The 25,612-nt window shown below is 55.5% G+C and carries 25 protein-coding genes; 6 read left to right on the forward strand and 19 right to left on the reverse strand.

The window, feature by feature from the left end; translation table 11 throughout:
• Positions 1–47 precede the first annotated feature (47 nt).
• From JUE67_RS07695 to dnaA, 14 genes are all read right to left on the reverse strand, one after another.
• Positions 48–581: a GNAT family N-acetyltransferase gene (locus JUE67_RS07695; protein ID WP_203626708.1), complete on the reverse strand. Its 534-nt coding sequence runs from the start codon at positions 579–581 to the stop codon at positions 48–50.
• A complete protein-coding gene (locus JUE67_RS07700; RefSeq protein ID WP_203637111.1) occupies positions 574–1,044 on the reverse strand; it encodes an NUDIX hydrolase in 471 nt (156 codons plus the stop codon). The genes JUE67_RS07695 and JUE67_RS07700 overlap by 8 nt, the downstream gene beginning before the upstream one ends.
• Before the next feature lie 37 nt (positions 1,045–1,081).
• The gene (locus tag JUE67_RS07705) at positions 1,082–1,834 is read right to left on the reverse strand and encodes a hypothetical protein (RefSeq protein WP_203626710.1); all 753 of its coding nucleotides are present in this window, start codon (positions 1,832–1,834) and stop codon (positions 1,082–1,084) included.
• 213 nt (positions 1,835–2,047) lie between these two features.
• Positions 2,048–2,284, reverse strand: coding sequence for a 30S ribosomal protein S18 (rpsR, locus tag JUE67_RS07710; RefSeq protein WP_054718320.1), 237 nt, complete (start codon positions 2,282–2,284; stop codon positions 2,048–2,050).
• A 66-nt stretch (positions 2,285–2,350) separates the two neighbouring features.
• Positions 2,351–2,914 carry a single-stranded DNA-binding protein gene (ssb, locus tag JUE67_RS07715; protein WP_203626711.1) on the reverse strand — a complete coding sequence of 188 codons (564 nt, stop codon included), beginning with the start codon at positions 2,912–2,914 and terminating at the stop codon, positions 2,351–2,353.
• Between the two features lie 49 nt (positions 2,915–2,963).
• On the reverse strand, positions 2,964–3,260 hold the full coding sequence (gene rpsF / locus JUE67_RS07720) for a 30S ribosomal protein S6 (RefSeq protein ID WP_125698130.1): 297 nt from the start codon (positions 3,258–3,260) through the stop codon (positions 2,964–2,966).
• A 602-nt stretch (positions 3,261–3,862) separates the two neighbouring features.
• A complete protein-coding gene (locus JUE67_RS07725) occupies positions 3,863–4,564 on the reverse strand; it encodes an MgtC/SapB family protein (protein WP_203626712.1) in 702 nt (233 codons plus the stop codon).
• 60 nt (positions 4,565–4,624) lie between these two features.
• Positions 4,625–7,309 (reverse strand): DNA gyrase subunit A, encoded by a 2,685-nt coding sequence (gene gyrA, locus JUE67_RS07730; protein WP_203626713.1) that lies wholly within the window; start codon positions 7,307–7,309, stop codon positions 4,625–4,627.
• A 109-nt stretch (positions 7,310–7,418) separates the two neighbouring features.
• The gene (gene gyrB, locus JUE67_RS07735; RefSeq protein WP_225877905.1) at positions 7,419–9,368 is read right to left on the reverse strand and encodes a DNA topoisomerase (ATP-hydrolyzing) subunit B; all 1,950 of its coding nucleotides are present in this window, start codon (positions 9,366–9,368) and stop codon (positions 7,419–7,421) included.
• A gap of 57 nt (positions 9,369–9,425) precedes the next feature.
• On the reverse strand, positions 9,426–10,541 hold the full coding sequence (gene recF, locus JUE67_RS07740; protein ID WP_203626715.1) for a DNA replication/repair protein RecF: 1,116 nt from the start codon (positions 10,539–10,541) through the stop codon (positions 9,426–9,428).
• On the reverse strand, positions 10,541–10,756 hold the full coding sequence (gene yaaA, locus JUE67_RS07745) for a S4 domain-containing protein YaaA (RefSeq protein ID WP_203626716.1): 216 nt from the start codon (positions 10,754–10,756) through the stop codon (positions 10,541–10,543). The genes recF and yaaA overlap by 1 nt, the downstream gene beginning before the upstream one ends.
• A 204-nt stretch (positions 10,757–10,960) precedes the next feature.
• The gene (locus tag JUE67_RS07750) at positions 10,961–12,376 is read right to left on the reverse strand and encodes a hypothetical protein (RefSeq protein ID WP_203626717.1); all 1,416 of its coding nucleotides are present in this window, start codon (positions 12,374–12,376) and stop codon (positions 10,961–10,963) included.
• A gap of 272 nt (positions 12,377–12,648) precedes the next feature.
• Positions 12,649–13,791 carry a DNA polymerase III subunit beta gene (gene dnaN / locus JUE67_RS07755; protein ID WP_203626718.1) on the reverse strand — a complete coding sequence of 381 codons (1,143 nt, stop codon included), beginning with the start codon at positions 13,789–13,791 and terminating at the stop codon, positions 12,649–12,651.
• 181 nt (positions 13,792–13,972) lie between these two features.
• Positions 13,973–15,325 carry a chromosomal replication initiator protein DnaA gene (dnaA, locus tag JUE67_RS07760; protein WP_125698115.1) on the reverse strand — a complete coding sequence of 451 codons (1,353 nt, stop codon included), beginning with the start codon at positions 15,323–15,325 and terminating at the stop codon, positions 13,973–13,975.
• Positions 15,326–15,887: 562 nt separating this feature from the next.
• On the opposite strand from dnaA, the gene rpmH reads away from it, so the two are divergent.
• From rpmH to mnmG, 6 genes are all read left to right on the forward strand, one after another.
• Positions 15,888–16,028: a 50S ribosomal protein L34 gene (gene rpmH / locus JUE67_RS07765; protein WP_125698113.1), complete on the forward strand. Its 141-nt coding sequence runs from the start codon at positions 15,888–15,890 to the stop codon at positions 16,026–16,028.
• A gap of 241 nt (positions 16,029–16,269) precedes the next feature.
• Positions 16,270–16,668, forward strand: coding sequence for a ribonuclease P protein component (gene rnpA, locus JUE67_RS07770; protein WP_203626719.1), 399 nt, complete (start codon positions 16,270–16,272; stop codon positions 16,666–16,668).
• The gene (locus tag JUE67_RS07775; RefSeq protein WP_373300904.1) at positions 16,661–17,494 is read left to right on the forward strand and encodes a YidC/Oxa1 family membrane protein insertase; all 834 of its coding nucleotides are present in this window, start codon (positions 16,661–16,663) and stop codon (positions 17,492–17,494) included. The genes rnpA and JUE67_RS07775 overlap by 8 nt, the downstream gene beginning before the upstream one ends.
• A 14-nt stretch (positions 17,495–17,508) precedes the next feature.
• Complete coding sequence (jag, locus tag JUE67_RS07780; protein WP_203626720.1) at positions 17,509–18,264, forward strand: RNA-binding cell elongation regulator Jag/EloR; 756 nt, start codon at positions 17,509–17,511, stop codon at positions 18,262–18,264.
• A 135-nt stretch (positions 18,265–18,399) separates the two neighbouring features.
• A complete protein-coding gene (gene mnmE, locus JUE67_RS07785) occupies positions 18,400–19,785 on the forward strand; it encodes a tRNA uridine-5-carboxymethylaminomethyl(34) synthesis GTPase MnmE (RefSeq protein ID WP_203626721.1) in 1,386 nt (461 codons plus the stop codon).
• 35 nt (positions 19,786–19,820) lie between these two features.
• A complete protein-coding gene (mnmG, locus tag JUE67_RS07790; protein ID WP_203626722.1) occupies positions 19,821–21,725 on the forward strand; it encodes a tRNA uridine-5-carboxymethylaminomethyl(34) synthesis enzyme MnmG in 1,905 nt (634 codons plus the stop codon).
• A gap of 67 nt (positions 21,726–21,792) precedes the next feature.
• Here mnmG and JUE67_RS07795 read toward each other — a convergent pair whose 3' ends face one another.
• From JUE67_RS07795 to JUE67_RS07815, 5 genes are all read right to left on the reverse strand, one after another.
• Positions 21,793–22,872 (reverse strand): iron-containing alcohol dehydrogenase family protein, encoded by a 1,080-nt coding sequence (locus tag JUE67_RS07795; RefSeq protein WP_203637112.1) that lies wholly within the window; start codon positions 22,870–22,872, stop codon positions 21,793–21,795.
• Between the two features lie 222 nt (positions 22,873–23,094).
• Positions 23,095–23,268, reverse strand: coding sequence for a hypothetical protein (locus JUE67_RS07800; protein ID WP_203626724.1), 174 nt, complete (start codon positions 23,266–23,268; stop codon positions 23,095–23,097).
• An 80-nt stretch (positions 23,269–23,348) separates the two neighbouring features.
• On the reverse strand, positions 23,349–23,612 hold the full coding sequence (locus JUE67_RS07805; RefSeq protein ID WP_125698229.1) for a hypothetical protein: 264 nt from the start codon (positions 23,610–23,612) through the stop codon (positions 23,349–23,351).
• 379 nt (positions 23,613–23,991) lie between these two features.
• Positions 23,992–24,672: a CPBP family intramembrane glutamic endopeptidase gene (locus JUE67_RS07810; protein WP_203626725.1), complete on the reverse strand. Its 681-nt coding sequence runs from the start codon at positions 24,670–24,672 to the stop codon at positions 23,992–23,994.
• 16 nt (positions 24,673–24,688) lie between these two features.
• Positions 24,689–25,474, reverse strand: a complete 786-nt coding sequence (locus tag JUE67_RS07815) for a Cof-type HAD-IIB family hydrolase (RefSeq protein ID WP_203626726.1) — start codon at positions 25,472–25,474, stop codon at positions 24,689–24,691.
• Positions 25,475–25,612: the final 138 nt, after the last annotated feature.

Consider the following 25,612-nt stretch of genomic DNA (forward strand, 5'->3'; position numbering starts at 1 on the left):
CTGGCTCGCGCGCGGTTGCGCATGTCCAGGTCCCTATTGTTGTCGGCTCAACCGCGGCGCCGCACCGAAAAGCCGAGATGCGGCATGTCGAGGCCATAATAATGCTTCACGATGCGGCCGCGGACCAGCATCCCGTTTCGAATCGCAACATTCATCGAGGCAAAATTGGTGTCGCGAATGATCGACCAGCACTCGGTGACCCCAAGTCCCCAGGCATAGGCCTTGGCCCCGCGCGCCGCCTCGATCGCATAGCCCTGATGCCAGGCGTCACGCTCAAAAAGATAGCCGATCTCCAGTACCTGCTGGCCGCCGAAGTCCTGATGCGTCAGCCCACACTGGCCGATCAATCGATCATCACTTTGACGACACACCGCCAGCAATCCTAACCCCGGTTCGCGGTACCGTGCCTGCTGATTGGCAAGCCAGGCCGCTACTTCCGCATCTGAAAAGGCGTGGGCATAAGCAGTCATCGCCAGCGGGTCTTGCAAGGTCCGCGCAAGCGCCGTCAGATCAGTGCCGACCAGCCTTCGCGTATACAGCCGCGGCGTTTGATAAATGATATTTTGTGCGTCTTTAGTCATCAGTTGACTCCATCTGTTTTCGAAAATCTGTGACGATCTGTTGGTGGGTGCCTGCCAGTGGTTCCGGCACCCCATTGAGGGGGAACCAGCGAAACTGCAACGTCTCGTCATCGCTGATCACGGGCTGGCCTGCCTCGAGCCGTGCCACAAAGGCGGTGATCACGGGATAGAACTGATCTCCGTTCGGCGCCGTTGTGAGCCGGTCTCCACCATAGACGCCAAAGAGCTGCAGCCGGTCCTCGTTCAATTCGAGGCCGCTTTCCTCACGCACTTCACGGACGACCACTTGGCCCGGTCGCTTCCCGGCTTCCATCAATCCGCCAACCAGACCCCAGCGCTTTGTCGGTTCATTGCGCTGTTGCAACAGCAGCCGGCCTTGTGCATCCAGGAGCAAGACGCAACTGCCTGGCAGAATCAGGGGGCGATGCCCGACCAGCGCTCGCAAGTTTTCTACATAGCCCATTTCGTGCCGCTCCTTTCGCGCAGCGTTTCACGTGAAACTAATCCACCCGGGTCAGTTCGTCGAGTGTGCGTCCCTGCGCGTCACGCAACTCCAGCCAGCCGTTGGTGTCACCGAAGTAGAGAAACAGGCCCACTTCATTGACGCTGCGCAAGCTGACATCCTTGATCAACGTGAAATGAGCGATCGCGCCGGCGTTATCATCCCGCAATTTATCGCCGTACTTGGTGCCATAGCGCAGCGAGCCATCCTTGTTCATAAGCGGTTCTTGCGTCAGGACCGCGCCAGCCTTAACGAGCATTTCCTTGGCCGCGACCCAATAAACCGTCGCCCGGCTACCATTTCGGCTGACCGTAAACGGCGTGGTGACCAGCGCTTTATCGAAGCGGTGGCGGGCTTTGGCTGGATGCGGCTTCGATGCGGCCGAAGCAGGCGTTGGGGCTGGGACTGGCGCTAAGTGAATGCCAAGTCGACTAAGCACCTGGGTCAGCAGGTCAAAATTCGGCGCCAGGGCCTTTTCTTGCGCCAGCGGAATCACCGTCACCGGGCTTTCCCCCTGCTGATTGGCAAGCCAGCGCGTCACAAATTCCGGTTCAACGGTCCAAGGTAAGCGCAGGACACCCTGCTCATCGGCTTTTTCTCGGTCCGCCAGATGTCTGTCCTTGAGATAAAAAACGACAGTGTGCGCGTCTGAAGGCACATCATTCAGCGGTGAGAAGATCAGTTGGCCTTGAGTATTGGCCAAAGTCACCGTGGTTGTGGCCCCATCGAGTTGGACGTTCATTTCGATCATAGTGAGCCCTCCTTTTGGCCTTAGTATAACCTACTGCATGGCGTCGGTCACCTGATGGCATGCACCGGCGTGGCGGCAAAGGCTGCTCGTCACAGCACGCGCCGCGCTATCGCCCCTTGCCACCTATTTTTCGCAGACGTGTTTCTTCTATTATATAGGCGCACGTTTCCACCCAATAAAAAAACCGCCCATCACTGGACGGCTTCGCACATATTAGTCTTCTGCGACGAAAGGCAAGAGCCCCATGATACGGGACCGCTTGATCGCAACAGTCAGCTTGCGCTGGTTCTTGGCGCTGGTGCCGGTCACCCGACGCGGCAAGATCTTGCCACGTTCGGAGACGAAACGCTCCAGCAGGTTGGTGTCTTTATAATCGATGTATTCGATGTGGTTTGCGGCGATGAAGTCGACTTTGCGCCGACGACGGCCACCACGACGTTGTTGAGCCATGGAATTCACTCCTTCACTGATAGGATTTTTAGAAAAAACGTATTGGAATGCCATTCAAGCCGAGGCTTAAAATGGCAGATCGTCGTCCGAGATATCGATTGGCTGGCCGTTATTGGCAAACGGATCGTTATTGCCCGCACCATCACCTGACTGCGGCGCATTGCCTTGGCCAGCGTTTGATGGGGTGGACGATGACGACGTTGGGGCAGCGGCACCACCAAAGTTCGGGGTCGATTGACCACCGAAGCCTTGATTGCCGCCAAAGTTTTGACCGCCAGCATTTGGCTCAGACGGCCGTGCCTGCGTGGTTGCTTTGGATTCAAGCAAGGCAAAATTGTCGACGACGACTTCAGTCACATAGACGCGCTGGCCCTGGGCGTTGTCGTAAGTCCGCGTTTGCATGCGGCCCTCGACACCGACCAATGAGCCTTTGCGAGTAAAGTTGCTGAAGTTCTCTGCGCTTTTGCGCCAGATCACACAATTGATAAAATCGGCTTCCCGCTGCCCTTGGGCGTTGGTGAAGTTACGATCCACCGCCAGTGTGAACGATGCAACGGCGGCGCCAGCTTGCGTGTAACGCAATTCTGCATCACGCGTGAGGCGGCCGGTCAATGCAACACTGTTGATCATCCCTTTAGCTCCCCTTTCGTTTTAGTTGCCTGTAGCCAGTCCGTCAGAACTAGTCTTCGCGCTTAACGATCATTTGACGCAGAATGTCGCCACTGATCTTCGCAAGACGATCGAATTCATCGATCGCAGCTGCATCGGAAGCCGTTGCATTTACGATATGGTAGATGCCTTCGGTGTAGTTCTTGATCTCATAGGCAAACTTACGCTTTTGCCAATCCTTGGAATCAATGATGGTAGCACCATTTTCCTTCAGAATATTGTCAAAACGCTCTACCAATTGGTTTTTCGCTTCTTCATCCAGATCAGGCCGGATGATATAAGTGATCTCATACTTGGTCTCAGCCATTGACGTTTCACCTCCTTATGGACTTTGGCCCCTTTTTCCTAGGGGCAAGGAGTAAGCGCAACCCAAATAAGGTTGCACACTCACAAGATAGTAGTGTACCATACCACCTTTGAAACCTCAACTGAAAACTCCGGCAAGCCCCCTGACGGACAAGGGTGCACGCTGAATTTTTCGCTGATAAAAGAGATTACGCAAGTCGGCGAAAAAGGACAGGGCTTTGGTAAAAATAGTGAGGTACCTGCCCGGCCTAGACGCTCAGCATGTCTGCAGCAGCTACCCGGCTATCCCGCGGACCGCCGCACCCTGAATCATAGTTGGGCTTCGCGCGGCAGGTCTGAGACATCTAACTGGGTCCGGCACTCGGGGCTAAGTTCGACCCCAAGTGCCAGCCCCTGTTAGCTGCTCAGACCTGAACGCCGCGCGCCGCACCCTTTTCGAGTTGGGCTTCGGCCCGCATGGCGGAAGCATCTAGGCGTCTCATGTACGTATGGCCAAATACGCCATACGCCCACGAGCCGCCCTAGCTGTTCCGCCATCCCGCGGACCTCCGCACCCTGATTCAAAAAAACGAGCCGCCGCCCGTTTTTCCGTCGTCCAGGGCATCAAATGCTGATGGTCTGGATTCGCATAATGTTTTTGTTCAATGAGATGTCTTCAATGACATCCGCGTAGCTGATATTTTTCGGCAACTCGATTTCATAGATATTCGTATAGACCTGCAGATCATCGTTTTGCGTCACCTTGAAATTCACATCGTTGACGGTGATATGATGCGCCTCAAAATAATCCTGAATAAACTGCTTGGTCTCCAGCTTGTGATGATACTGAATCTCGAGCCGCTTCATCGGATTGACGTGAATCACCCGCTGCAGCAGCGTCAGCACACCGATCACCACAATGGCGGCGGCCAGCGCGATCGCATAGTTGCCCATGCCGATTGCGATGCCCAGCCCGGCAACGGCCCACAAACTGGCGGCGGTGGTCAGCCCGCGAACGGTGCGGTGCTCGACCATGATCGTCCCGGCGCCGAGAAAGCCAATGCCGGACACGACCTGCGCGATCAGCCGCGCGTCATCGGCCCGCAGCACCCCGGACAAATTGGGATGGCTGATCGCCATGTTCAGCGCATTATAGCCGATCTCTTTTTGCACCAGTGCCAGGATGCAGGCACCCACACAAACCAGCATGTGGGTCTTGATACCCGCCGGCCGGTTCTTATGTTCGCGGTCATAGCCGATGATTCCCGACACAACGATCGCCAGAAGCAAGCGGCCGACGATATCGATCAGTGTTAAATGATACATTTGCCGTCTCCTTTCTATGAAAAAAGCGGGTCATCACACCCGCTTTTTTCGTGCTGGTGATCAAATGTCGTCGTCATCATCGGCGTCAGTCGAATCCTTGGCGTCATCATCGTCATCGGCGTCAGTCTCCGCGCGGTTCAGCAGGTCTTGGACCTGTTGATCGGCGTCCCCGGCATACTCAGTCGTGTCGGCGTTTTCTTCCGTCGTCGCGCCATCGTCTGCTTCGGCGACTGGTCCGTCAGTGGCGACTGGCCTCTCAGAGGTTAGCCCATCGCTTGGCTGATCGCCTGCCTCTGGGCTATCCGGTTCGTCGGGTTCCGGCTCAACCTTGGTCATCGCAACGACCTTGGCGCCATCATCGACCCGCATCAGGCGAACGCCCAATGTGGAGCGGCCCGTTTGCGAGACACTTTGGATATTGAAGCGAATCGTGACCCCAGAGTCCGTCATTACCATGATATCCTCGCTGCCATCGACCGCGACCATGCCTGCCAGCGGCCCGTTCTTTTCCGTGACGTTGGCGGTCTTGATGCCTTTGCCTCCGCGGCCCTTGGTTGGGTACTCGCTGGCTGCGGTCTGCTTGCCGTAGCCATTTTCAGAAATGACGAAGACTTCCTCGTCATCGCGGAGCACGTCGGAGCCGATCACATAGTCACTGTCGCGCAGGCGAATGCCCCGCACCCCAGTGGCAATGCGGCTCATGCTGCGAATGTCGCTTTCCTTGAAGTGGACCGAGTAGCCCAGACGTGTCGCCACGATCAGGCTGTCGGTGCCGTCTGTTGGAATGACATTGCTCAGCTCATCGCCGTCCTTCATGTGCAAGGCGATCAACCCGTTCTTACGAATGTTGAAGAACTCCTTGACCGGCGTGCGCTTGACGATACCGTTTTTGGTGATGAAGAACAGATAATGCTCGCCATCCCCGCCCGGTGTCACATTGATCACCGTTTGGACCTTTTCCTGATTGGAAATACCCAGCAGATTGATGATCGGGATGCCCTTGGCGCTGCGACCGTATTCAGGAATCTCGTAGCCCTTGCTGCGATAAACTTTCCCTGTGTTGGTGAAAAACAGCAGGAAGTCATGCGTCGATGTGGAGACCAGGTGCTCCACAAAGTCATCGTCGTGCACCCCAGTGGCCTGAATGCCGCGGCCGCCGCGATTTTGGGCCTTGAAGTCCTCTGCTGGCAGGCGTTTGACATAGCCATTATGGGTCAGGGTGATGACCACGTTTTGCTCCTCGATCAAGTCTTCATCTTCGATCGTCAGATCATCGCCGACCAGCAGCTCGGTGCGCCGCTTGTCGCCAAACCGCTTTTGAATATCGAGCAGTTCTTCGTAGATGATCTGGTGCACACGTTCCGGCTTGGCGAGGATGTCCTTGAAATCGGCGATCGCCGCAATGACATCGTTGTACTCGTTTTCGACCTTCTCGCGTTCCAGACCGGTCAGCCGAACCAGACGCATATCCAAAATGGCCTGGCTTTGCTTATCGGAGAGCTTGAATTTGTCCATCAAGATCACTTTGGCGGCATCCCCGGTCTGGGAACCGCGGATGATCGAGATGATCTCATCGATATGATCCAGCGCGATCTTCAAGCCTTCCAGGATATGGGCGCGCGCTTCGGCCTTTTTCAAGTCGAATTCGGTCCGCCTGCGAATGACGCTTTCCTGGTGCTTGAGATAGTATTGCAGAATTTCCTTGAGACTCAGCGTGCGGGGCTCGCCGTTGACGATGGCGACCATGTTGTAGGAAAAACCGGTCTGCATCGGCGTCAACTTGAAGAGGTTGTTCAACACGACAGAGGCGCTCATATCGCGGCGCACATTGATCGTGATGCGCATGCCATCGCGGTCCGATTCATCATTCAGGTCGGTGATGCCATCGATCTTCTTTTCGCGCGCGAGTTCTGCGATACGCTCGACCAGGCGGGCCTTGTTGACCATGTACGGAATCTCCGTGACGATGATGGTCTCCTTGCCTGTTTTGCTGGTCTCGATCTCGGTCTTCGCGCGAACCGTGATCGTCCCGCGCCCAGTTTCATAGGCACGCCGAATGCCGGCCTTGCCCAACACCAAGCCGCCTGTTGGAAAATCTGGCCCAGGAAGCGCGGTCATCAGATCGGCGGTCGTCACATCCGGGTCATCCATCAACAGATGCAGCGCCGAGATCGTTTCGGCGAGGTTGTGCGGCGGGATATTGGTGGTCATCCCCACCGCGATTCCGGTCGCGCCGTTGACCAAGAGATTCGGGAAGCGTGCCGGCAGGACTACTGGCTCTTTTTCCGTGCCATCATAATTATCGGTGTAATCGATGGTGTCCTTATTGATATCGCGCAGCATCTCCAAGGTGATGCGGCTCATCCGCGCTTCGGTGTACCGCATCGCGGCGGCGCCGTCCCCATCGACGGAGCCAAAGTTCCCGTGCCCGTCGACCAGCATGTACCGGTATGAGAAGTCCTGGGCCATCCGCACCAGGCCTTCATAGATCGATGAATCCCCATGTGGATGGTATTTCCCCATGACATCCCCGACGATACGGGCGGATTTCTTATACGGTTTATCCGGGGTGACCCCCAGTTCGTTCATCCCATACAGAATCCGGCGCTGCACCGGCTTCAGGCCATCACGCACATCTGGCAAGGCACGCGCAACGATGACACTCATCGCGTAATCGAGAAATGAGGTCTTCATCGTTTGCGCCAAGTTGACGTTGGTGATGCGGCTTTCTTGACGATCATCCATTGACGTTACTATCTCCCTTCATAGCAAAAATGGTGCTGGGCCGCGTCTAACAATCGCGCCCCGATTTTTTTAGAACTCGAGTCCCCGCATTGAAGCGAGGCAACTTGAGTTAAGCATCGATATTTTCAGTGTCGACGAACTTCGCATTTTCCTCGATGAACTTGCGGCGTGGATCGACCTTGTCGCCCATCAGCATGTCAAAAATACCATCCGCACTTTCGGCATCTTCCGGTGAGACCCGCAGCATCCGGCGCGTGTCCGGATTCATCGTGGTCTCCCAAAGCTGGCTGGCATCCATTTCACCTAGCCCTTTGTAACGCTGAATCTCAGGCTTTGGCGAAGGCGGCAGCTGGCCCAAGACATCCTGCAGCTCTTCATCCGTATCGATGTACCGCATCATTTTGCCCTGGCGCACGCGATACAGCGGCGGCTGGGCGATGTAGACATAGCCGGCATCCAAGAGCGGCCGCATGTAGCGATAGATCAGCGTCAGCAGCAACGTCCGGATATGCGCGCCATCGACATCGGCATCGGTCATGATGATCAATTTATGATAACGCGCCTTGGCGACATTGAAGTCATCACCGAAGCCGGTGCCCATCGCGGTGAACAGGGTCCGAATCTCTTCGTTGGCCAAAATCCGTTCCATGCTGGCTTTTTCAACGTTCAGGATCTTCCCACGAATTGGCAAGATGGCCTGAGTCAGGCGTGACCGCCCAGACTTGGCCGAACCACCCGCCGAATCCCCTTCGACGATAAACAGCTCAGAGATCTCGGGATCCTTACTGGAGTTATCGGCGAGCTTGCCTGGCAGGTTGGAGATCTCCAGCCCACTCTTTTTGCGGGTCGCTTCACGGGCACGCTTGGCAGCGGCGCGCGCTTTTGACGCCACCATCGCCTTATCGACGATCTGATGGGCCTCATCTGGATGCTCGAGTAGGAACTTGTTGAAGGCTTCCGAGAAGGTGCGATCGGTGACCGTCCGTGCATCGGCATTGCCGAGCTTGGTTTTGGTCTGGCCTTCAAATTGCGGGTCCGGATGCTTGACGGAAACAACCGCCGTCATCCCTTCACGCACATCGTCGCCGGAAAGACTCTCATCATTTTCCTTCAGCGAGCCGAACTTGCGAGCGTAGTCGTTGACCACCCGCGTCAGCGCTGCCTTGAACCCGGTCTCATGCGTCCCGCCTTCATAGGTGTGGATGTTGTTGGCAAACGTCATCAAGTTGGTGTGATAGTCATTCGTGTATTGAATGGCGACTTCCACCGTGATGCCATTGCTTTGCCCTTCGACATAGATCGGCTCTTCCAGCAGGTGTTCCTTGCTGCGGTCGAGGAATTCAACATATTCCTTGATCCCGCCTTCAGCATGGAAGACTTTCTTTTCCGCTGTCTCGGCGCGCTTGTCGGTAAAGGTCAGCTTGAGGCCTTTATTCAAAAACGCGAGCTCGCGGATGCGCTGGGTCAGAATTTTATCGTCATAGACCGTGGTCTCAGTGAAAATATCCGGATCCGGCACAAAATGGACCTTGGTGCCATGTTCGTGCTCTGGCGCGTCGCCGATGACTTTCATCGGGGTGTTGACCTTTCCCCGCTTGAAATCGATGTAATAGCGCTTGCCGCCACGGGTGACGACCACATCAAGCGAGGTCGACAGCGCATTGACGACCGAGGCGCCGACCCCGTGCAGGCCACCGGAGACTTTGTAGCCGCCACCGCCGAATTTCCCGCCGGCATGGAGAATGGTGAAGACTGTTTCCAGCGCCGGCCGGCCAGTCTTTTTTTGCAGGTCGACTGGAATGCCGCGCCCATCATCCACAACTGTGATCGAGTTATCCGGCTCGACTTCGATGTTGATCTCGCTGGCAAAACCCGCCAACGCCTCGTCGATCCCGTTATCGATAATTTCCCAGACCAGGTGATGGAGCCCCTGACTGCTGGTGCTGCCGATGTACATCCCCGGTCGTTTGCGGACCGCTTCGAGGCCTTCGAGCACTTGAATCTGGCTAGCGTCATATTCCGCTGCCAATTCGTCTTTCTTTTCGGCTTCTGCTTCGATCTCTTCAGGTGTTTCGTTTGTGTTTTCTGCCACGAGATTGATTCCTCCGTCTTTTGATTATTGCGTGCTAAGCGTGCCGTGGTCGACATGGAAAACAGTCGGCGCGTCGATCAACTCACGCGCGATGCCATCGAGGCTGGTCGTGGTGAGAAAGGTCTGCACTTTATTTTGAATTGCCTTGAGCAAATGAGTCTGGCGCGCATCATCAAGCTCCGACAACACGTCATCCAGCAGCAACACCGGATATTCGCCAGTCTGTGCCTTCATCAGGTCGATCTCGGCGAGTTTGACGGCCAAGGCCGTGGTCCGTTGCTGGCCTTGGCTGCCATAATTGGCGACATTTTTATCATTGACGATAAACGCCACATCATCGCGATGGGGACCGACCAATGTGGTGCCCTGCTCGATCTCCCGCGCGGTGTGCTGCTTGAAAAGCGTTTGCAAGGCCGCCTGCGCCGTTTCCACCGACTGCCTTGCCTCTTCCGGGACTTGGCTTTGATAGGCGAAGGTCAGCTGTTCCCGCCCTTTGGTAATGCCGCCATGTATCGTTGCTGCAAAAGTGGCCATTTGCTGGAGTAAGCTGGTCCGGGCTACGACGATCTCGGCGCCAAACCCTGCCAACTGATCGCCGAGCACCTCCAGATACACCTGGTCGTTGGCTTGATGAAATTTGAGTTGCTTGAGATAGGCATTGCGCTGTTTGAGCATCGTCCGGTAACTCGAGAGTGCAAAGAGATATTTGGCGCTCATTTGGCCGAATTCCATATCAATGAACCGCCGTCGCGTTGCCGGGGAGCCTTTCACCAAGGCCAGGTCCTCTGGGGCAAAAAGCACCACGTTGAACCGGCCCAGGTACTGCGACAATTTTGGCTGCTCGATGCGATCGATGCGGGCGCGCTTGCCCTGAGTGCTGATGATCAGCTCCAGGTCGTTGCTCGTCGTTTCACGTGAAACATGGCCCGCGATGCGCGCAAATTGTTCGCCGAATTGAATCAGCTCCCGGTCGTTATTAGTGCGGTGGCTGCGCGCCAATGCCAGCACGTACATCGCCTCAAGCAGGTTCGTTTTGCCTTGTGCATTGGCGCCCATCAGCACGTTGATCTGCGGTGAAAAATCGACATCCACCGCCGAATAATTGCGGTATTGCTTCAGCGTTAGATGATCCAGTCTCATTACGCAGAAGTGACGGTGATCGCAGTCCCGTCAGGCAAGGCCAGCTTGTCGCCCGGCACCAGTTTCCGGCCACGCCGTGAATCTGGGGCGCCGTTGATGCGCACCGTATTCACAGCAAGATAAGCCTTTGCCGCCCCGCCGCTATCGATCACGCCAGCTTCTTTCAGTAACTGACCCAATGTGATATACGGCGTGTTGATCGTCACGATCGCCATTGTTTGCCACTCCCTTGGTTTGAGTTTTTGAGAATAATCCTACCTATATAGTATACCGTTTATTTGTACCTAAAACAATTCGATTTGGCGATATCAGGCGGTTTCACTCGATTTTAGTGAGAGATAGCCCCTATGTCTAAAACACCCTAAAAACGGTTAAAACGCAAAATTGGGCCAAATTCGACGATCTGGCCCAATTTTGTGTCATTTCTCAAGCACTTCCGGGGTCGGCTCCTGCCGCAGTTCAAATATCAGACTCGTCTGATACTGACCCCGCCAAACAACAGGTTGCGCGAATAGTTGTAGATACGGGTCCTCAAACGGCAGGATAGCAGGCCCGTTGCCACTTGCGACCCAATTTTCTGAAAGCGATGGGTGGCGTTGGTCATTGGCAAAGGCTGAACCCAAATGCCATTGTGCGGCCAAAGTGTGTTGCCCATCGCTCACCGGCTTGGCCGTGACCCAAAGTTGCCAAGGCCCGGCTGCGTCGATCGTGAGCTCGGTCCATGGCAGTGCCAACCGAACGTCTTGGTGCAGTAATTGGCGGACGCCAACAGTCAACAGCGTGCGCTCATCACCGCTGCTGACAAGCGGCAATTGAAAGGCCTCCGCAAACGCGACGGCCGCGGTTGTGGCGCTGGTCGTGTACTGAGTGACAACTTGATACCGCGAGCGGCCGCCGCCAGCCGGCAGATAAAATCGTGAGCGCGTGTCCGCCTGCATCAATTCGCGTTGACCACCAGTTTCGCGATACCAGAGGAAGCGGCGTTGATGCGTCGGTTGAGGAGGGTAACTCACGGGCGCGTCCAGGTAGTCCCCCACCTCGTCGTGTCCTTCCTGTAGCCCGCCTTGCGTGAACTGGCCGGTGAACACATGGCCACCGACTGTGATCTGAAGATGGGCCTGAAACGGTTTATCAGGCGGGCCATCGAGCGGCGGGACCAGCAGCGTTTTCGCTAACGTCTGTTGCGCGGTCAAGGTCATCAATTGCTGCGTGCTGGCCAGATAATAATAGAGCGGGCGCGGGCGATCATAGGTCACGGTGCTGGCTGGGGCAAAAAGCCGGCCTTGATCGTCCTGCCAATACAGTGGCAACAACACGTTCCACGCGACCGTCTGCCCCTCAACAAGCGCCGTCAAATGGGCGGGTGCACTGGGCAGCACATGCACCGTGACTGATCTTGCAGCGACGGTGTCCCCATTAAACAGCGTCGGATAGACAGACAAGGTAAACGTGCCGGTTTCCTTAAAAACGAGTTGGCGGTGCGCATAACCAGCCGCCCCAACGACATCAAAAAAGCTGACCGCCGCGAGCGTTTTTGCAGGGCGATAGACGGTTGTCGCGATCATGTCGCTGGAAAGGCCGCGAATGTATGGGACGGTGGTGGTCGCCGGCTGATCGCGAGCCAGGCCATACACCGCCGCCAAGAGAAGCGGTTCATTGACGACCGTATAAAGATCGGCTGGCGGCGAGATGACTTGCCCCTCTGCCGAAAGTGGGTCATAGGTGACCCCCGCAAAGAGGTCGCTGGTTGCCGCACGCGTCGGCTGACCCGGATTCACAGCGACGGCGATCCAAGTCAATAAGGCGGCGCAAAAAAGAAGCCATCGTCTATTCATGTTGCATCACTCCACTCCTTCATTGTCATATCAACAAATTACGCAGAATGAGCCGCGAGTAACAATGTTTTTTGATGCATGAGTTAAGATACTAAACGCAAACGTTTTTTGCATGAATATGGACCGCCATGTCGATAAAACGGCGGCATCCTGAGACCCTAAAACCAAACGAACGGTATTTTCGGTGAAGACCATTTCTTTTTACAGACAGCAAAAAAGCCATCTGCGTAACACGCGCAAACAGCTTTCAGCAAGTCTATTGCTTTGTATTTTTACGAGAAGGTCCGAACCGGGGTGATCAACTGAATGAATTGGTCACGGTCTTCTGTTGGCACCATGGTGAACGGGCGAAGCGGTGCCGTGAAGGCCAACTCGATGGTTGCTGGGCCGACGCCTTGCAGGGCATCTTTCATGTAATCCGGGTTAAAGGAGATATCCAGGGCCTCCCCTGCCAGACTCGTGAAGGTCAGCTGCTCTTCTACGTTCCCGACATCAGGTGAGTTCCCAAACAGGGTCGCCGTTTGACTGGCTGGGTCCAAGGACAGGCGGACCACGTTGTTGGAGCTTTCATGCGACATCAAGCTCGCACGCTGAATGGACGCTAGCAAAACAGGTGCGGTGAACTGCGCCGTTGTGGAGCTGGTGGTTGGAATCAGACGTGAGGTGTCCGGATAGTTGCCTTCCAGCAGGCGGGAGTAAAATGCGTTGCGGCCAGCGATGAACAGGACCTGATTTTCCGCGAAGCGAATCTCGACGTTTTGAATATCGTCGGTCAGCGTCCGGCTCAACTCGGTCAAGCTCTTGCCTGGGATGATCACATCGTAATGCGCATCCCCTGCTTCTGGCAGTGCCAATGTCCGCTGGGCCAGACGATGGGAATCGGTGGCCACGGCGATCAGCTTTCCACTATCGATCACCAAATGGACCCCGGTCAAGATCGGCCGGCTCTCCTGGTTGGACACCGCGATGACCGTTTGGTTGATCAGCTGCTGCAAGACAGAGGCTGGGACGGTCAAGGCATCCTCGGCGTCGATCTCTGGCAGGTGCGGATAGTTGTTCGCGTCCAAGCCATTGATGTTGAATTCAGAGGCGCCACTCGTGATCACGGTCTGGAAGCCATCCTTGACCTCCAGCGTCATCGTCTTTTCCGGCAGATTGCGGACAATGTCGCCGAAGAATTTTGCCTGCAACACAATGCTGCCGGTCGATTCGATCTGCAGGTCATTTTGCTCGGAGTTGACGTCCAAGGTGGCTTCAATGGAGATATCGGTATTGCTGCCTGTCAGCACAAGTCCTTGCTCGGTCAGATCGAGTTTGAGGCCGGTCAAAATGGGAATGGTCGTCTTTGTCGAGATCGCGCGTGAGACATCGTTCAACGCTTTGCTAAAAATGCTGCGGGTGATCGTGAATTTCATATCTTGTCCCTCCTGAATGGATGCGGTGCATCTATATCTATAGTTTAGATCTTTTTAAGTCGTAGTAGTAGGCACTGAGGAAACTGGGGAAAAGACCGCGGAACTACCAAGGCAGTGAGTTATGCACTGTGGATAACTTGTGGACAAAAACGGGGACGATCCGAGAATTATCCACAGCCCCTTAGCCGCGATTTTTCAACTTGTTTTTCAGTTCTAAGACCTGCGCCCGCAATTGCTCATCGCCGGCGATCGCCTCGGTGATCTTTTCGTGCGCATGGATGACAGTTGTGTGGTCCTTGCCGCCAAACTCTTGGCCGATCTTCGGTAAACTGCTATCGGTCATTTCCCGGGCGAGGTACATGGCGATCTGGCGGGGCATGACGATCTGCTTGACGCGCTTTTTCCCCTTCAGCTCCGTCACGGTCACCTGGTAATACTTGGCAACGGCGTCCTGGATGCGGTTGATCGAGAGGCCCGCATCCTTGTTGTTGGTCGCCAGCCCCTTCAAGGCGTCGGCGGCGAGGCTGGTCGTGATGTCGCGGCCCTGCATGGTGGCATAAGCCTGGACCCGGACCAGCGCCCCTTCCAGCTCGCGGACGTTTGAATCGATCTGCCCGGCGATGTAAGACAGCGTGTCATCCGGAATCTGGAGCTGTTCGGCATCGGCTTTGTTCCGCAAGATCGCGATTCGGGTCTCGAGGTCCGGCGGTGTGATGTCGACCGATAAGCCCCATTTAAAGCGAGATACCAGGCGCTCTTGCAACTTTGGAATCTCGTTGGGCAGGCGGTCAGACGTCAGCACGATCTGTTTTTTGTTTTCATATAAGGCGTTGAACGTATGGAAAAATTCTTCCTGCGTCGCCTCTTTATCGCCGAAAAACTGGATGTCATCCACCAGCAGCAGGTCAACATTGCGGTACTCTTGCCGGAATTGCTCCTGCTTTTTGGTCTGAATGGAATTGATGAAGTCGTTTGCAAAGGCCTCAGAGGTCACATATTTGACATTCGCATGCGGCTCTTTTTTCAACAATTCGTGGCCGATCGCCTGCATCAAATGGGTCTTGCCCAAGCCCACGCCTCCATAGAGGAAAAGCGGGTTGTAGAGCTGGCCAGGTTCTTCCGACACGACCAGCGCGGCGGCATGGGCCATTTGGTTGCCCTTGCCTGTCACGAAGGTGTCAAACGTGTATTTACTATTGAGCTGGGTCGTGGTGCGGAAGGTGGGAATCGGGTCTTCCTCGTGATGATTGGCGATCGTGATCTCCTCGGCGTCATCGCTTGGTGTCTCCTGCATGACCTGAATCAGCGGGTTGATCTCCAGATTCGCGAACTCATACGCCCACGCGACGATCTTCGTCACCAGCGTCTTTTCCCAGTAATCCTTATGTAACTCCGACGGGACGCCGATCGTCAGCGTGGTGTCGGTCAGCCGCAGTGGCCGGACGGAATCGACCCAGGTGTTATAGCCAACAGCCGTCATGCTGGCGCGGAACTTTTCTTGAATAAACGTCCATAGATCATCGATATTTGCCACAGTGGTTCCTCCTCAATTCGCCGCACACAGCCGGACCAGGCCAAATGCGGTGCAACTGCTGCATGGGTCATCAGTTGCCGCAAGAATAAGTTTAGCATTGCGCCTAGGAGTTTTCCACAGGCAAAGCAGTTTTCCACATGATCAACAGGGCTGTGGAAAGTTTTTTGACAGCGATGTCGACAAGTTATCAACAGAATTGTGGAAAAACTGATAGCACCGCATATCACAGATGTTATCCACAGGCCTCCTGTGAAACCGAAGCCTTGATGCAATGCATGTTTCACAAGTTTTCCCCGCTTTTCCTCAGGCCTGTGGATAACGTGTTACACAGGGTGTGAATTTGCGAATAAGCGGCGGATGAACTGTGGATAAGCGGGAAAACTGGCACAGCCTGTTTCACGGGTTGTCCACAAAGGACACGACTTTTGGACAAGTTTTGTGGATAAGTTCTCGGTGAAAAATTTTCGCTTCGCCTTGACGCCAAGGGGTCCCGTCCGTATAATGGGAAGATGTTTGAAATAATGAGTCGCATATAAGTGATCGAAACAGGAGGTGGCAGCATATGAGCACCAAGCGGACTTACCAACCTAAGAAGCGTCATCGCGAACGCGTTCATGGTTTCATGAAGCGTATGAGCACGAAGAACGGCCGTAAAGTTTTAGCTCGTCGTCGCGCCAAGGGACGTAAAGTTTTATCTGCCTAACAACCCACTGACCGCGTCAGTGGTTTTTTTTATTTTTCGGGAAGTTGCGGCATGCGGCCTCTTGATTCAATTGCGTCAGGTCTCTGGATGACCGCTGGGCCGGCGCAATTTTTATTAGTTCTATCCTATATAGAGCTGATTGCCTGTCGCACACCCGGCGCTACCTGCGTCAATGTCGCGATACTTAGTGCACCAGTGCGTCATGTCTTGTATACTTAAACTCAGATTGTGAGGGAGCGTCGTGCGCAAATCCTACCGTATCAAACGAGAAGATGAATTCCAGCACGTGTTTGAGCATGGGCAGTCGGTCGCGAACCGAAATTTCGTGATCTACCATCTGCACCGTGATCAGCCGCATTTTCGCGTTGGCATCTCTGTCGGCAAAAAGGTGGGGCATACTGCCGTCATGCGTAACCAGATCAAGCGTTACATCCGGCAAAGTCTACTCGAGTTGAAACCACAACTCGATCCGCAAACGGATTTTCTAGTGATCGCGCGGAAACCGGCGAAAACGCTCGATATGGCCGGGACCAAACAGAACCTGATCCATGCGCTCACTTTAGCCGGTGTCTTGTCGCAAACGACGACACCTATCGCCGACCAGAATACGTCGATCAAAGAGAGGGATACACGTGAATAAACGGACAACCAAACGCCTGCTTGTCGGGCTAGGACTCGCGATGATCACGGTGGTGCTGGCAGCCTGCAGCAACACCACGGTCACGGAAAACAGTACTGGCTTTTGGGATCGCGGCATCATTTATAATGTCGCGCAGTTCATCCTGTGGCTGAGCAAGGTCTTTGGCGGCGGCAATGCCGGGGTCGGCATTATCGTCTTCACCTTACTGATTCGCATTTTGATCTTCCCGCTCAGCTACATCTCGATCAAGAGCATGTCCAAGCAGCAGGAGATCGCCCCGCAGCTGAAGGAACTGCAGAAAAAATACAGTTCCAAGGACACGGAGACGCAGACCAAGCTGCGTGAAGAGACGCAAAAGCTTTATTCCAAGGAAGGCATCAACCCTGTGATGGGCTGTTTGCCGATGCTGATTCAGATGCCATTCATGTTGGCCCTGTATCAGGCGATCTACCGGACGCAAGAGCTGCAAGCCGGGCGCTTTTTGTGGATGAACCTCGCCAAGCCTGATCCGACCTGGATCATGCCGATCTTGGCGGCGCTGTTTACGTTGCTGACCAGTCTGACCTCCACGATGGCCCAGCCAACGCGGACGACGATGAACTGGGTGATGGTCGGCATCTCGCCACTGATGATCTTGTTCATGGGTGCCAGCTTCCCAAGCGCACTGGCATTGTACTGGGTGGTCACCAACGCCTTTTCGCTGGCCCAGACCTTCCTGCTTCAAAACCCATTCAAGGCGCAGCGTCAGCGTGAAGAGAAAGAGCGCCAGGAACGCGAGCGTCAACGAGCGCTTCGCAAAGCCTACAAGCGTGCACTACGTAAGTAACCTGGAGGAGAATTATGCCAACGTTCCAAGGAGCCACGATTCAACAAGCGATCGAGACTGGTCTTGCCTCGCTGAAGGTGACGCGTCAGCAGGTCAATGTTGACGTTATTCAAGAGGGGAAAAAGGGGCTGTTCGGCCTCGGCAAAAAAGAGGCGATCGTCAATCTCAAATTGATCGAGACCGCCCCTGTTGAGGATGACAGCAAGCCAGCCCATTCGCCGCTGGGCAAGTTGCGCGAAAAGGCCAGCGAACACCTGACCGAACGGCGCATCGAAAAACAGCAAGATAAAGCCCCACGGCGCGATGACCAAACGGCGATCGCGCTGGTCCAGAGCTACCTGGAGGATATCATCCGGGCGCTCGACATCGATGCCAGCATCACTAGCAATCGCCAACATGATCAGGTCTGGTACCAGATCAAAACGCCGAAAGAGGCGCTGCTCATCGGCAAGCACGGCAAGATCATCAATGCGATTCAGTACTTGGCCCAAACTGAGTTCAATCATTATGGGAAAAGCAAATGGACCGTGATGCTCAACGTCGGCGATTACCGCGAGCGCCGCGATACCGCAGTGCGGCGGTTAGCTGAAAAGAGTGCGCGGGAAGTCATTGCCACCGGCACCGCCGTTTATCTCGACCCGATGCCATCCTTTGAACGCAAGGCGATTCACGCCACGCTTGCGGACAACACCTATGTCGAGACGCATTCTGAAGGCACCGATCCCCGGCGGTACGTCGTGGTGACGCGAAAAAATGCCCGGCCATTTTGACATTTCCAGGCCGGACAGTTAGGATAGACCTAAATCAACACGTGATGAAGTAGTCAAAGTGCTTTGTCCGCCACGATCTCTTTTGCTGGAGGTCGTGGCGGATGGTGCGCTTTTTTTATTGCAAGGAGGATGCTCATGGTTTCAACGATCACGGAATATGATACGATCGCGGCAATCTCAACGCCACCTGGTGAAGGGGCGATCTCGATCGTTCGGTTGAGCGGCGAATCGGCGCTTGAAACGGCGCAGAAGGTGTTCAAGGGCAAGGACCTCAGTCAGGTGCCGAGCCACACCATCAATTATGGCCACATCATCGATCCTGACTCCCAGCAAGTAGTCGATGAAGTGATGGTCTCCGTGATGCGCAAGCCAAAGACTTACACCCGCGAAGACCTGGTGGAGATCAATTGCCATGGCGGCATTGTGGCGACGAACCGTGTCCTCCAACTGGTGCTTGGCGCGGGGGCCCGGATGGCGGAGCCCGGCGAGTTCACCAAGCGTGCTTTTCTCAATGGCCGCATCGATCTGACGCAAGCCGAGTCGGTGATGGACCTGATTCGTGCCAAAACGGACCGAGCGATGCAAGTCGCAGTCGACCAACTCGATGGCGATCTCCATCATCTGATCACGGCGCTGCGGCAGGAGATTCTGGAAGTCCTCGCCCAGGTCGAGGTCAACATCGATTATCCGGAATATGACACGGATGAAATGACCACCCGCCTGCTCAAGGAAAAAGCCGCCCTTGTATTAGGCCGCATCGATGAACTGCTTGCCACGGCGCGGTCAGGCAAGGTCCTGCGGGATGGCTTGGCCACGGTGATCGTTGGTCGGCCAAATGTCGGCAAATCCTCGCTGCTCAATCACATGTTGCGAGAGGAAAAGGCGATCGTCACCGATGTGCCTGGCACCACCCGCGATGTGCTTGAGGAATATGTCAACGTCCAAGGCGTGCCGTTGAAACTAGTCGACACGGCTGGGATTCGCGACACCGAAGACAAGGTGGAAAAAATTGGTGTTCAGCGCTCACGTGAGGCGATCACCAAGGCGGATCTGGTCCTGTTGGTGCTAGATGCCAGCATGCCACTGACGGCCGAGGATCGCAGCTTGATTCAAGCGACTGCAGCCAAAAAGCGCATCGTGATTCTCAACAAGCAGGATCTGCCGGATGCCCTGACGGTGGCCGCGCTGCAAGATGTGCCGGCCGAAGAAGTGATCGCCACCAGCATGCGCACCCAACAGGGGATGGATGTCTTGGCGGATAAGATCGTGCATTTGTTCATGCAGGGCATCGACAATAGTCAAAGTCAGGTCATGGTGACAAATGCTCGGCAGATCGGCCTTTTGCAACAGACCAAGACCAGCCTGCAGAGCGTGCTGGTTGGCATCGAGGCGGGGATGCCGATCGACCTGGTGCAGATCGATATGACGGCCGCTTGGGACAAACTCGGCGAGATCACCGGGGATGCGGCCCCAGACGAATTGATCACCCAGCTATTTTCCCAGTTCTGTCTGGGTAAATAGGCGTCATTATTTCCCGGGAAAACAAAGGAGCAATCATGCCAGAAATACATGAGTACGAAGCAACGCAATATGATGTGATCGTGGTTGGCGCCGGCCATGCCGGCTGTGAGGCCGCGCTGGCTGCGGCGCGCATGGGCGAAAAAACACTGCTGATCACCATCAGCCTCGAGATGTTGGCCTTCATGCCCTGCAATCCGTCAGTCGGCGGGCCGGCTAAAGGCGTCGTTGTGCGCGAGATCGATGCCTTGGGCGGGCAAATGGGTAAAAACATCGATGCGACCTATATTCAGATGCGTATGCTCAATACCGGCAAAGGCCCGGCTGTGCGCGCGCTGCGGGCCCAGGCGGACAAGGCGGCGTATCACCGCACAATGAAAGCAACCATCGAACAGACCCCAGGCCTTGATCTGCGTCAGGGGTTGGTTGAACGCCTGTTGGTTGAAGACGGGGTATGCGTCGGGGTTGTGGCGTCGACTGGAGCGCGTTATCGGGCCAAGAGCGTCGTTTTGACGGCCGGTACGTCTTCCCGCGGCAAGATCATCATCGGCGAGCTAATGTACTCTAGCGGCCCCAATAATAGCCTTCCGAGCATTCGGTTGTCTGAGGATCTTGAGGCGCAAGGATTTACGCTGCGCCGCTTCAAGACCGGGACCCCGCCGCGGGTGGAAGGGGGCACGATCGATTTTTCCAAGACGGAAGAACAGCCTGGCGATAAGGAGCCGCACGCCTTCAGCTTCATCACGCCAGACAGCGTCTATCTGAAGGACCAGCTCTCGTGCTGGATGACATACACCAATGAGACCACGCATAAGATCATTCGCGCCAACCTGGACCGCGCGCCGATGTTTTCGGGTGTGATCAAAGGGGTGGGGCCGCGCTATTGCCCATCGATCGAGGACAAGGTCGTGCGCTTCGCCGATAAGCCGCGCCACCAGCTGTTTTTGGAGCCCGAGGGCCGGGATACGAGTGAGTACTATGTCGGAGATTTTTCCACGTCGATGCCCGAAGAGATTCAGCTCAAGATGCTACATTCCGTTGCAGGACTGGAACATGCCGAGTTGATGCGGCCGGGTTATGCCATCGAGTACGACGTGATCGAGCCGTGGCAGCTGACGCATACACTTGAGACCAAGGTGGTCAAAAACCTGTTCACCGCAGGCCAAATGAACGGCACAAGCGGCTACGAAGAGGCGGCAGGCCAGGGCCTGATCGCCGGCATCAATGCGGCGCTGCGGGCACAGGGCAAGGACGGCTTTACGCTGCAGCGCTCGGACGCCTATATCGGGGTGATGATCGATGACCTGGTCACAAAGGGCACCAATGAACCGTATCGACTGTTGACCAGTCGCGCGGAATATCGCTTGATCTTGCGCCACGACAACGCGGATCTGCGCCTGACGGAAAAAGGGCGCGCGCTTGGCCTGATCGATGATGCCCGGTTTGCGGCATTTGAAGCTAAAAAACAGGCGATCAGCGCTGAATTGGCCCGCCTTGAGACGGTTCGGCTACGCCCGCGTGATGTCAATGACTGGCTCGCTGAAAAAGGGGCGGCCCCCCTCAAAGATGGCGTGCTAGCCAGCGATTTTCTCAAGCGTCCCGAAGTCAGTTACGCCGATCTGATGCAATTCACCCCGGCACCGACACCGCTGGATCATCTGATCGCGGAGCAAGTCGAGATCGAGCTCAAATATGCAGGCTATATCGCTAAGGAGCGGCAGAGCATTGAGCGGCTCCAGCGCATGGAAGGCAAGCAGATCCCCGCGCGCATCGATTATTCGGCGATCAACGGATTGGCCACAGAAGCGCGCCAGAAGCTGACAAAGATCCAGCCTGAGACTTTGGCCCAAGCCAGTCGCATCAGTGGCGTTAATCCGGCAGATGTCGCGATCTTGTCGGTGTATGTGACACAAGGAAAGATCGCCAAGGTAAAACCGGCGTGACCAAAAAACCACCCGCATTTTTCGCGGTGAGACGAACGCTGCTAGAATGCGGGTGGTTTTTTTCATGCTATTTTGCTTCAGCTGCCAACTTCTCAACAAGCTGCATCGCTGCCTCAACCTTGGCTGGCGTGATCGCTGGGTCGATCAGACTGAAGGACTCTTCTGGCTTGGCGGCCCAAGCTGCCACTGTTTTGGCCTTTGCAGCGACGTCTTCGGTCATATTGACAGCCGTCAGGTTATTCGGCAGGCCGATCGTCGCGTAAAACGGCTGCAGTTGCCGTATTTCGTCGGCGTCCCCAGTGTAGGCGAGCTGGACCAGAATTCCGTAAGCCACCTTGCTGCCATGCAGGACATCGTGGGTCTCTGGCAGGTAGGACAGCCCATTATGAATCGCGTGTGCACCGGCTTGCCGGCCGTCTGCACCGCCGAATCCGCCGACGTCACCGGCCAGGCCGATGATCGTATCCACGGTATCTGTGAATGCAGGGGTCGCGTCGCCAGCTGCGAGGGCGTCCAGCGCGTCTTTTGCCTCGCTTTGCAGGGTCTCGAGAATCACCTTAGCCGTGGCGCGACTCAGACGGGTGAAGGCAGGCAGCTGATTTTCGCGGCCGCGGGTCAACCCTTCCATTTCATACCATTTCGCGAGCGTGTCGCCGATGCCAGCGACAAAATAGGCCTGCGGGGTCGTCAACATGATGTCCCAATCGACAACTGTGGCATATGGCGCCTGCGTGAAGTAAGCCACGCGTTTGAAGGTGTGATCTGGGTGATAGATCGCCCCGATCGGCGTGAAAGGCGCGCAGTTTGATGCCAGCGTGGGCACGCTGATAAAAGCAGCGCCGAGCACCTCGGCCACCACTTTCGCCGTGTCGAGAACGCGCCCACCCCCAATGCCGATGACGGCATCGGCGGTTGGCGCCTGAGCTGCGATCGCCGCCCCGTTTTCGTCACTGGCACTGCCATCGTAATGAAAGATCGGCCAGGTGATCGTGTCGGTGTAGTGGGCCTTAAAGGCGGCAAAGGACTTGGTGCCGGTGACGACGATCGGTTGTTTGAATGGGGCGAGAATGGCTGGCAAGTTCTGGGCCGCCCCCGCTTCGCTAATATATCGGTTTGCGCCTGGGCGCAGTTCTTGCATCAGATTCATTCGATCCCATCCTCTCATTTTATTTTAATATTTCTCTACTCTACCAGAGAACCCAGGGAAGTCAACGCTTTTATTTCCCGGGAAACATGGCAAGCGGGAATAATGTCGGGTCACGGACACTTTTCCTTCGACATCGCTGTCGCGATCGCGAGAGAGGCACGGGACGAAAAAAAGCCCACCGCAGCAAGATCGCGGTGAGCCCTACGTTTTTTTAATAGCCGATCAGCGCACCGTCAGGAGGCTGATCAACACGCCTAGCAATACGACTGCCAGCACACTTTTGCTGATCACGCCGCTTTTTGTCGTGGTCTTCGTGCGCCACTCAAGGCCCAGTAATGTGAGCGTCACAAGCAAGGCGACCACGCACATTATCATTAATTTGATCACAACACTCATGGCGCTGCCTCCTCTTGGCCCGGTGGAACCGAGCTGACTGTGCCTTTATTGTCGCGCACCGGCCGCTGAAATACAAATCCTTACACCTCAAGGTCGAAAAACGGGTTGAGTTGTTTTTGAATCTCATGGATCTGCATCAAGTCGATGTGTGGAAACAGGCGGTAGATAAAGGCCGCAAAGGTGTCGCGATGGAATTTATAATCCATGCGGCCCATCCGCTTCTGATGGGTGTCCGAATTGATCTGCCACACTTCCAGGTTATATTGCGCGTCAGGGATAAGACTGATATAGGCGTTGTGGTCGTCGAGCCAGACGACCGGGTTCATGGTTGATTGATCGAGCAAGATGGTTCCCTCCAATTCGCTTATCCAAGACGTTCTGCCCCCGGGTGGCGACACGAAGCCGCACAGCAGACCGTCGCTGTGAAATCAATTATAGCAGAAATCGCTGATGAAATTGGGCTAAAAAAACGCGGCCCAGCTTGTGAAGTTCGGTGCACAAGCGGCCACGAATGGCGGTGGGATTGGCCAAAGTTCTATCGCTAGACACCTGTTCAACATTGTGAGCGCGGGCTTTATTTCTCCGCAGCCGTGCGGGCTTGGCCAGGTTCAAAAATATTTTTTGGCCAAGTTCATCTTCGGTTTTCTTCACAATGTTGGGAACCAGTCCTGCCGCGGGCCATCTCTTATTATACGAACGTGTGTTTGCAAAAGCAATCTATTTTTAGTGAATCGCCACCAGTGCGCCCGGCAAGTTGATGATCAGATGGAGGGCAAGGGACCATCGCAGATCGCGGGTGCGCCGATACGTGAAGCCAAGGGCCAGTCCCATCACGGTGTAAATGACCAGAAACCAGGAGAGGTGTGGTTCGTGAAGCAGGCCGAATGCGACCGCGGAGCAGCTCACCGCGCCAATCGTGTTGATCGCGTTATCTTTGGTCCAAAAAAGGGTCATGAAGATGCCGCGGAAGACTAGCTCCTCGGCAAGCGGCCCGATGAAGAGCACCATCACGAAGACGGTCCACGGCCACAGATGTTCGAGCTCATTGATGGTCTGCTGATTTTGGGGCACGCCGACTCGCATGATCAGGGCGTTGGCCGTGATGATCAGGGCATACATCGCCACGACAAGCCCGATGCGGCCAATCGAAAGCCGCGCTGGTCCAATGTGCAGGGGGTTGGCTCGGCGCAGGCGCCAGCGATACAGCCACAGCAATAAGCCGATCTCGATCGCGCCAGCTACGGCAGTTGTTGCGGCCATGAGCCAGTCGAAATTTGGCGCGGTGGTCGTGGTCATATGAAACGCCGCCCGCAGCGCCACCATCGGCACTTGATAGGCGGTCACGCCGATTCCGAGCAGGATAAAGCCGAGTACGGCTAACGTTTTTTTCAACAACCAAGGCATGGCGCATCCTCCTTTATCAGATCAGGCCGAAATGCTTCAACGCGTTAGGAATACCAGCGTGCTGGTAATCATCGGTCTGATAATCCGCGATCGCGGCGACATGAGGCAGCGCATTGCCCATGGCGACCGCGATATCGACCTGTTCAAACATGGCGATATCATTGTTGCCGTCCCCGAACGCGTAGGTCTTCACATCGGCGAACTGCGGCTGCTGGCGAACCATGTCGACGCCAAAACCTTTACTCATGCCCTTGTTCACGACGTCCAAGGCAAACGGCCCATTGCGGTAAAACGTCAGCTCGGGGAAGGCCCGGACGTAACGGGCGCCAGTCTCGATTCCGGTCGGGGTACGCGGCGTGAATAGCAGGACCATGGGCACGGGCTGTGTGGTCGCAAAATCGGGGTCGATCACCGGGGCGGGTTGTTTGACCAGCTCGTAATTCCCGCGGGTATTTTCGTCTGCAAAGGTCAGTGCAACAGCCTGGTCGCTGTACATCGCGACCGGCAACTGATCCTCGGCCGCCTGGGCTAACAGGCGCGTGAGCTGAGGTTGGCCGATCGGGCTTTGAAACAGGTGCTGCCCTTCCAGCAACAGATCACCGCCGTTTGCGCCGACCACGGTTGTAATGCCTGTTTGCGCCTGCAGATCCGCCGTTTCCCATAAGTTGCGCCCGGTGCAGATCACAGGCAGGCAGTCGTTTGCTTGCAGCGCCTTGATCGCTGCCAGGTTTTCCGGTGGCACCTGCTTGTCATCATTGAGTAGTGTCAGATCCAGGTCAAAAAATACGATTGCTTTCGTCATGAGAGCCTCCTTCGTTCATTGGGTCCAGTTTACCATAGGCAGGCGGGAAAAATATTTCCCAGGAACAATGGCACATCTCGCGCCCGTCCCGTGGTATCAAGGTTTCTAGCACCACCGATTTTACTGTGGCACAGTTTT

This window comes from Lacticaseibacillus mingshuiensis (genome assembly GCF_016861785.1).
Classification (GTDB): Bacteria; Bacillota; Bacilli; order Lactobacillales; family Lactobacillaceae; genus Lacticaseibacillus; species Lacticaseibacillus mingshuiensis.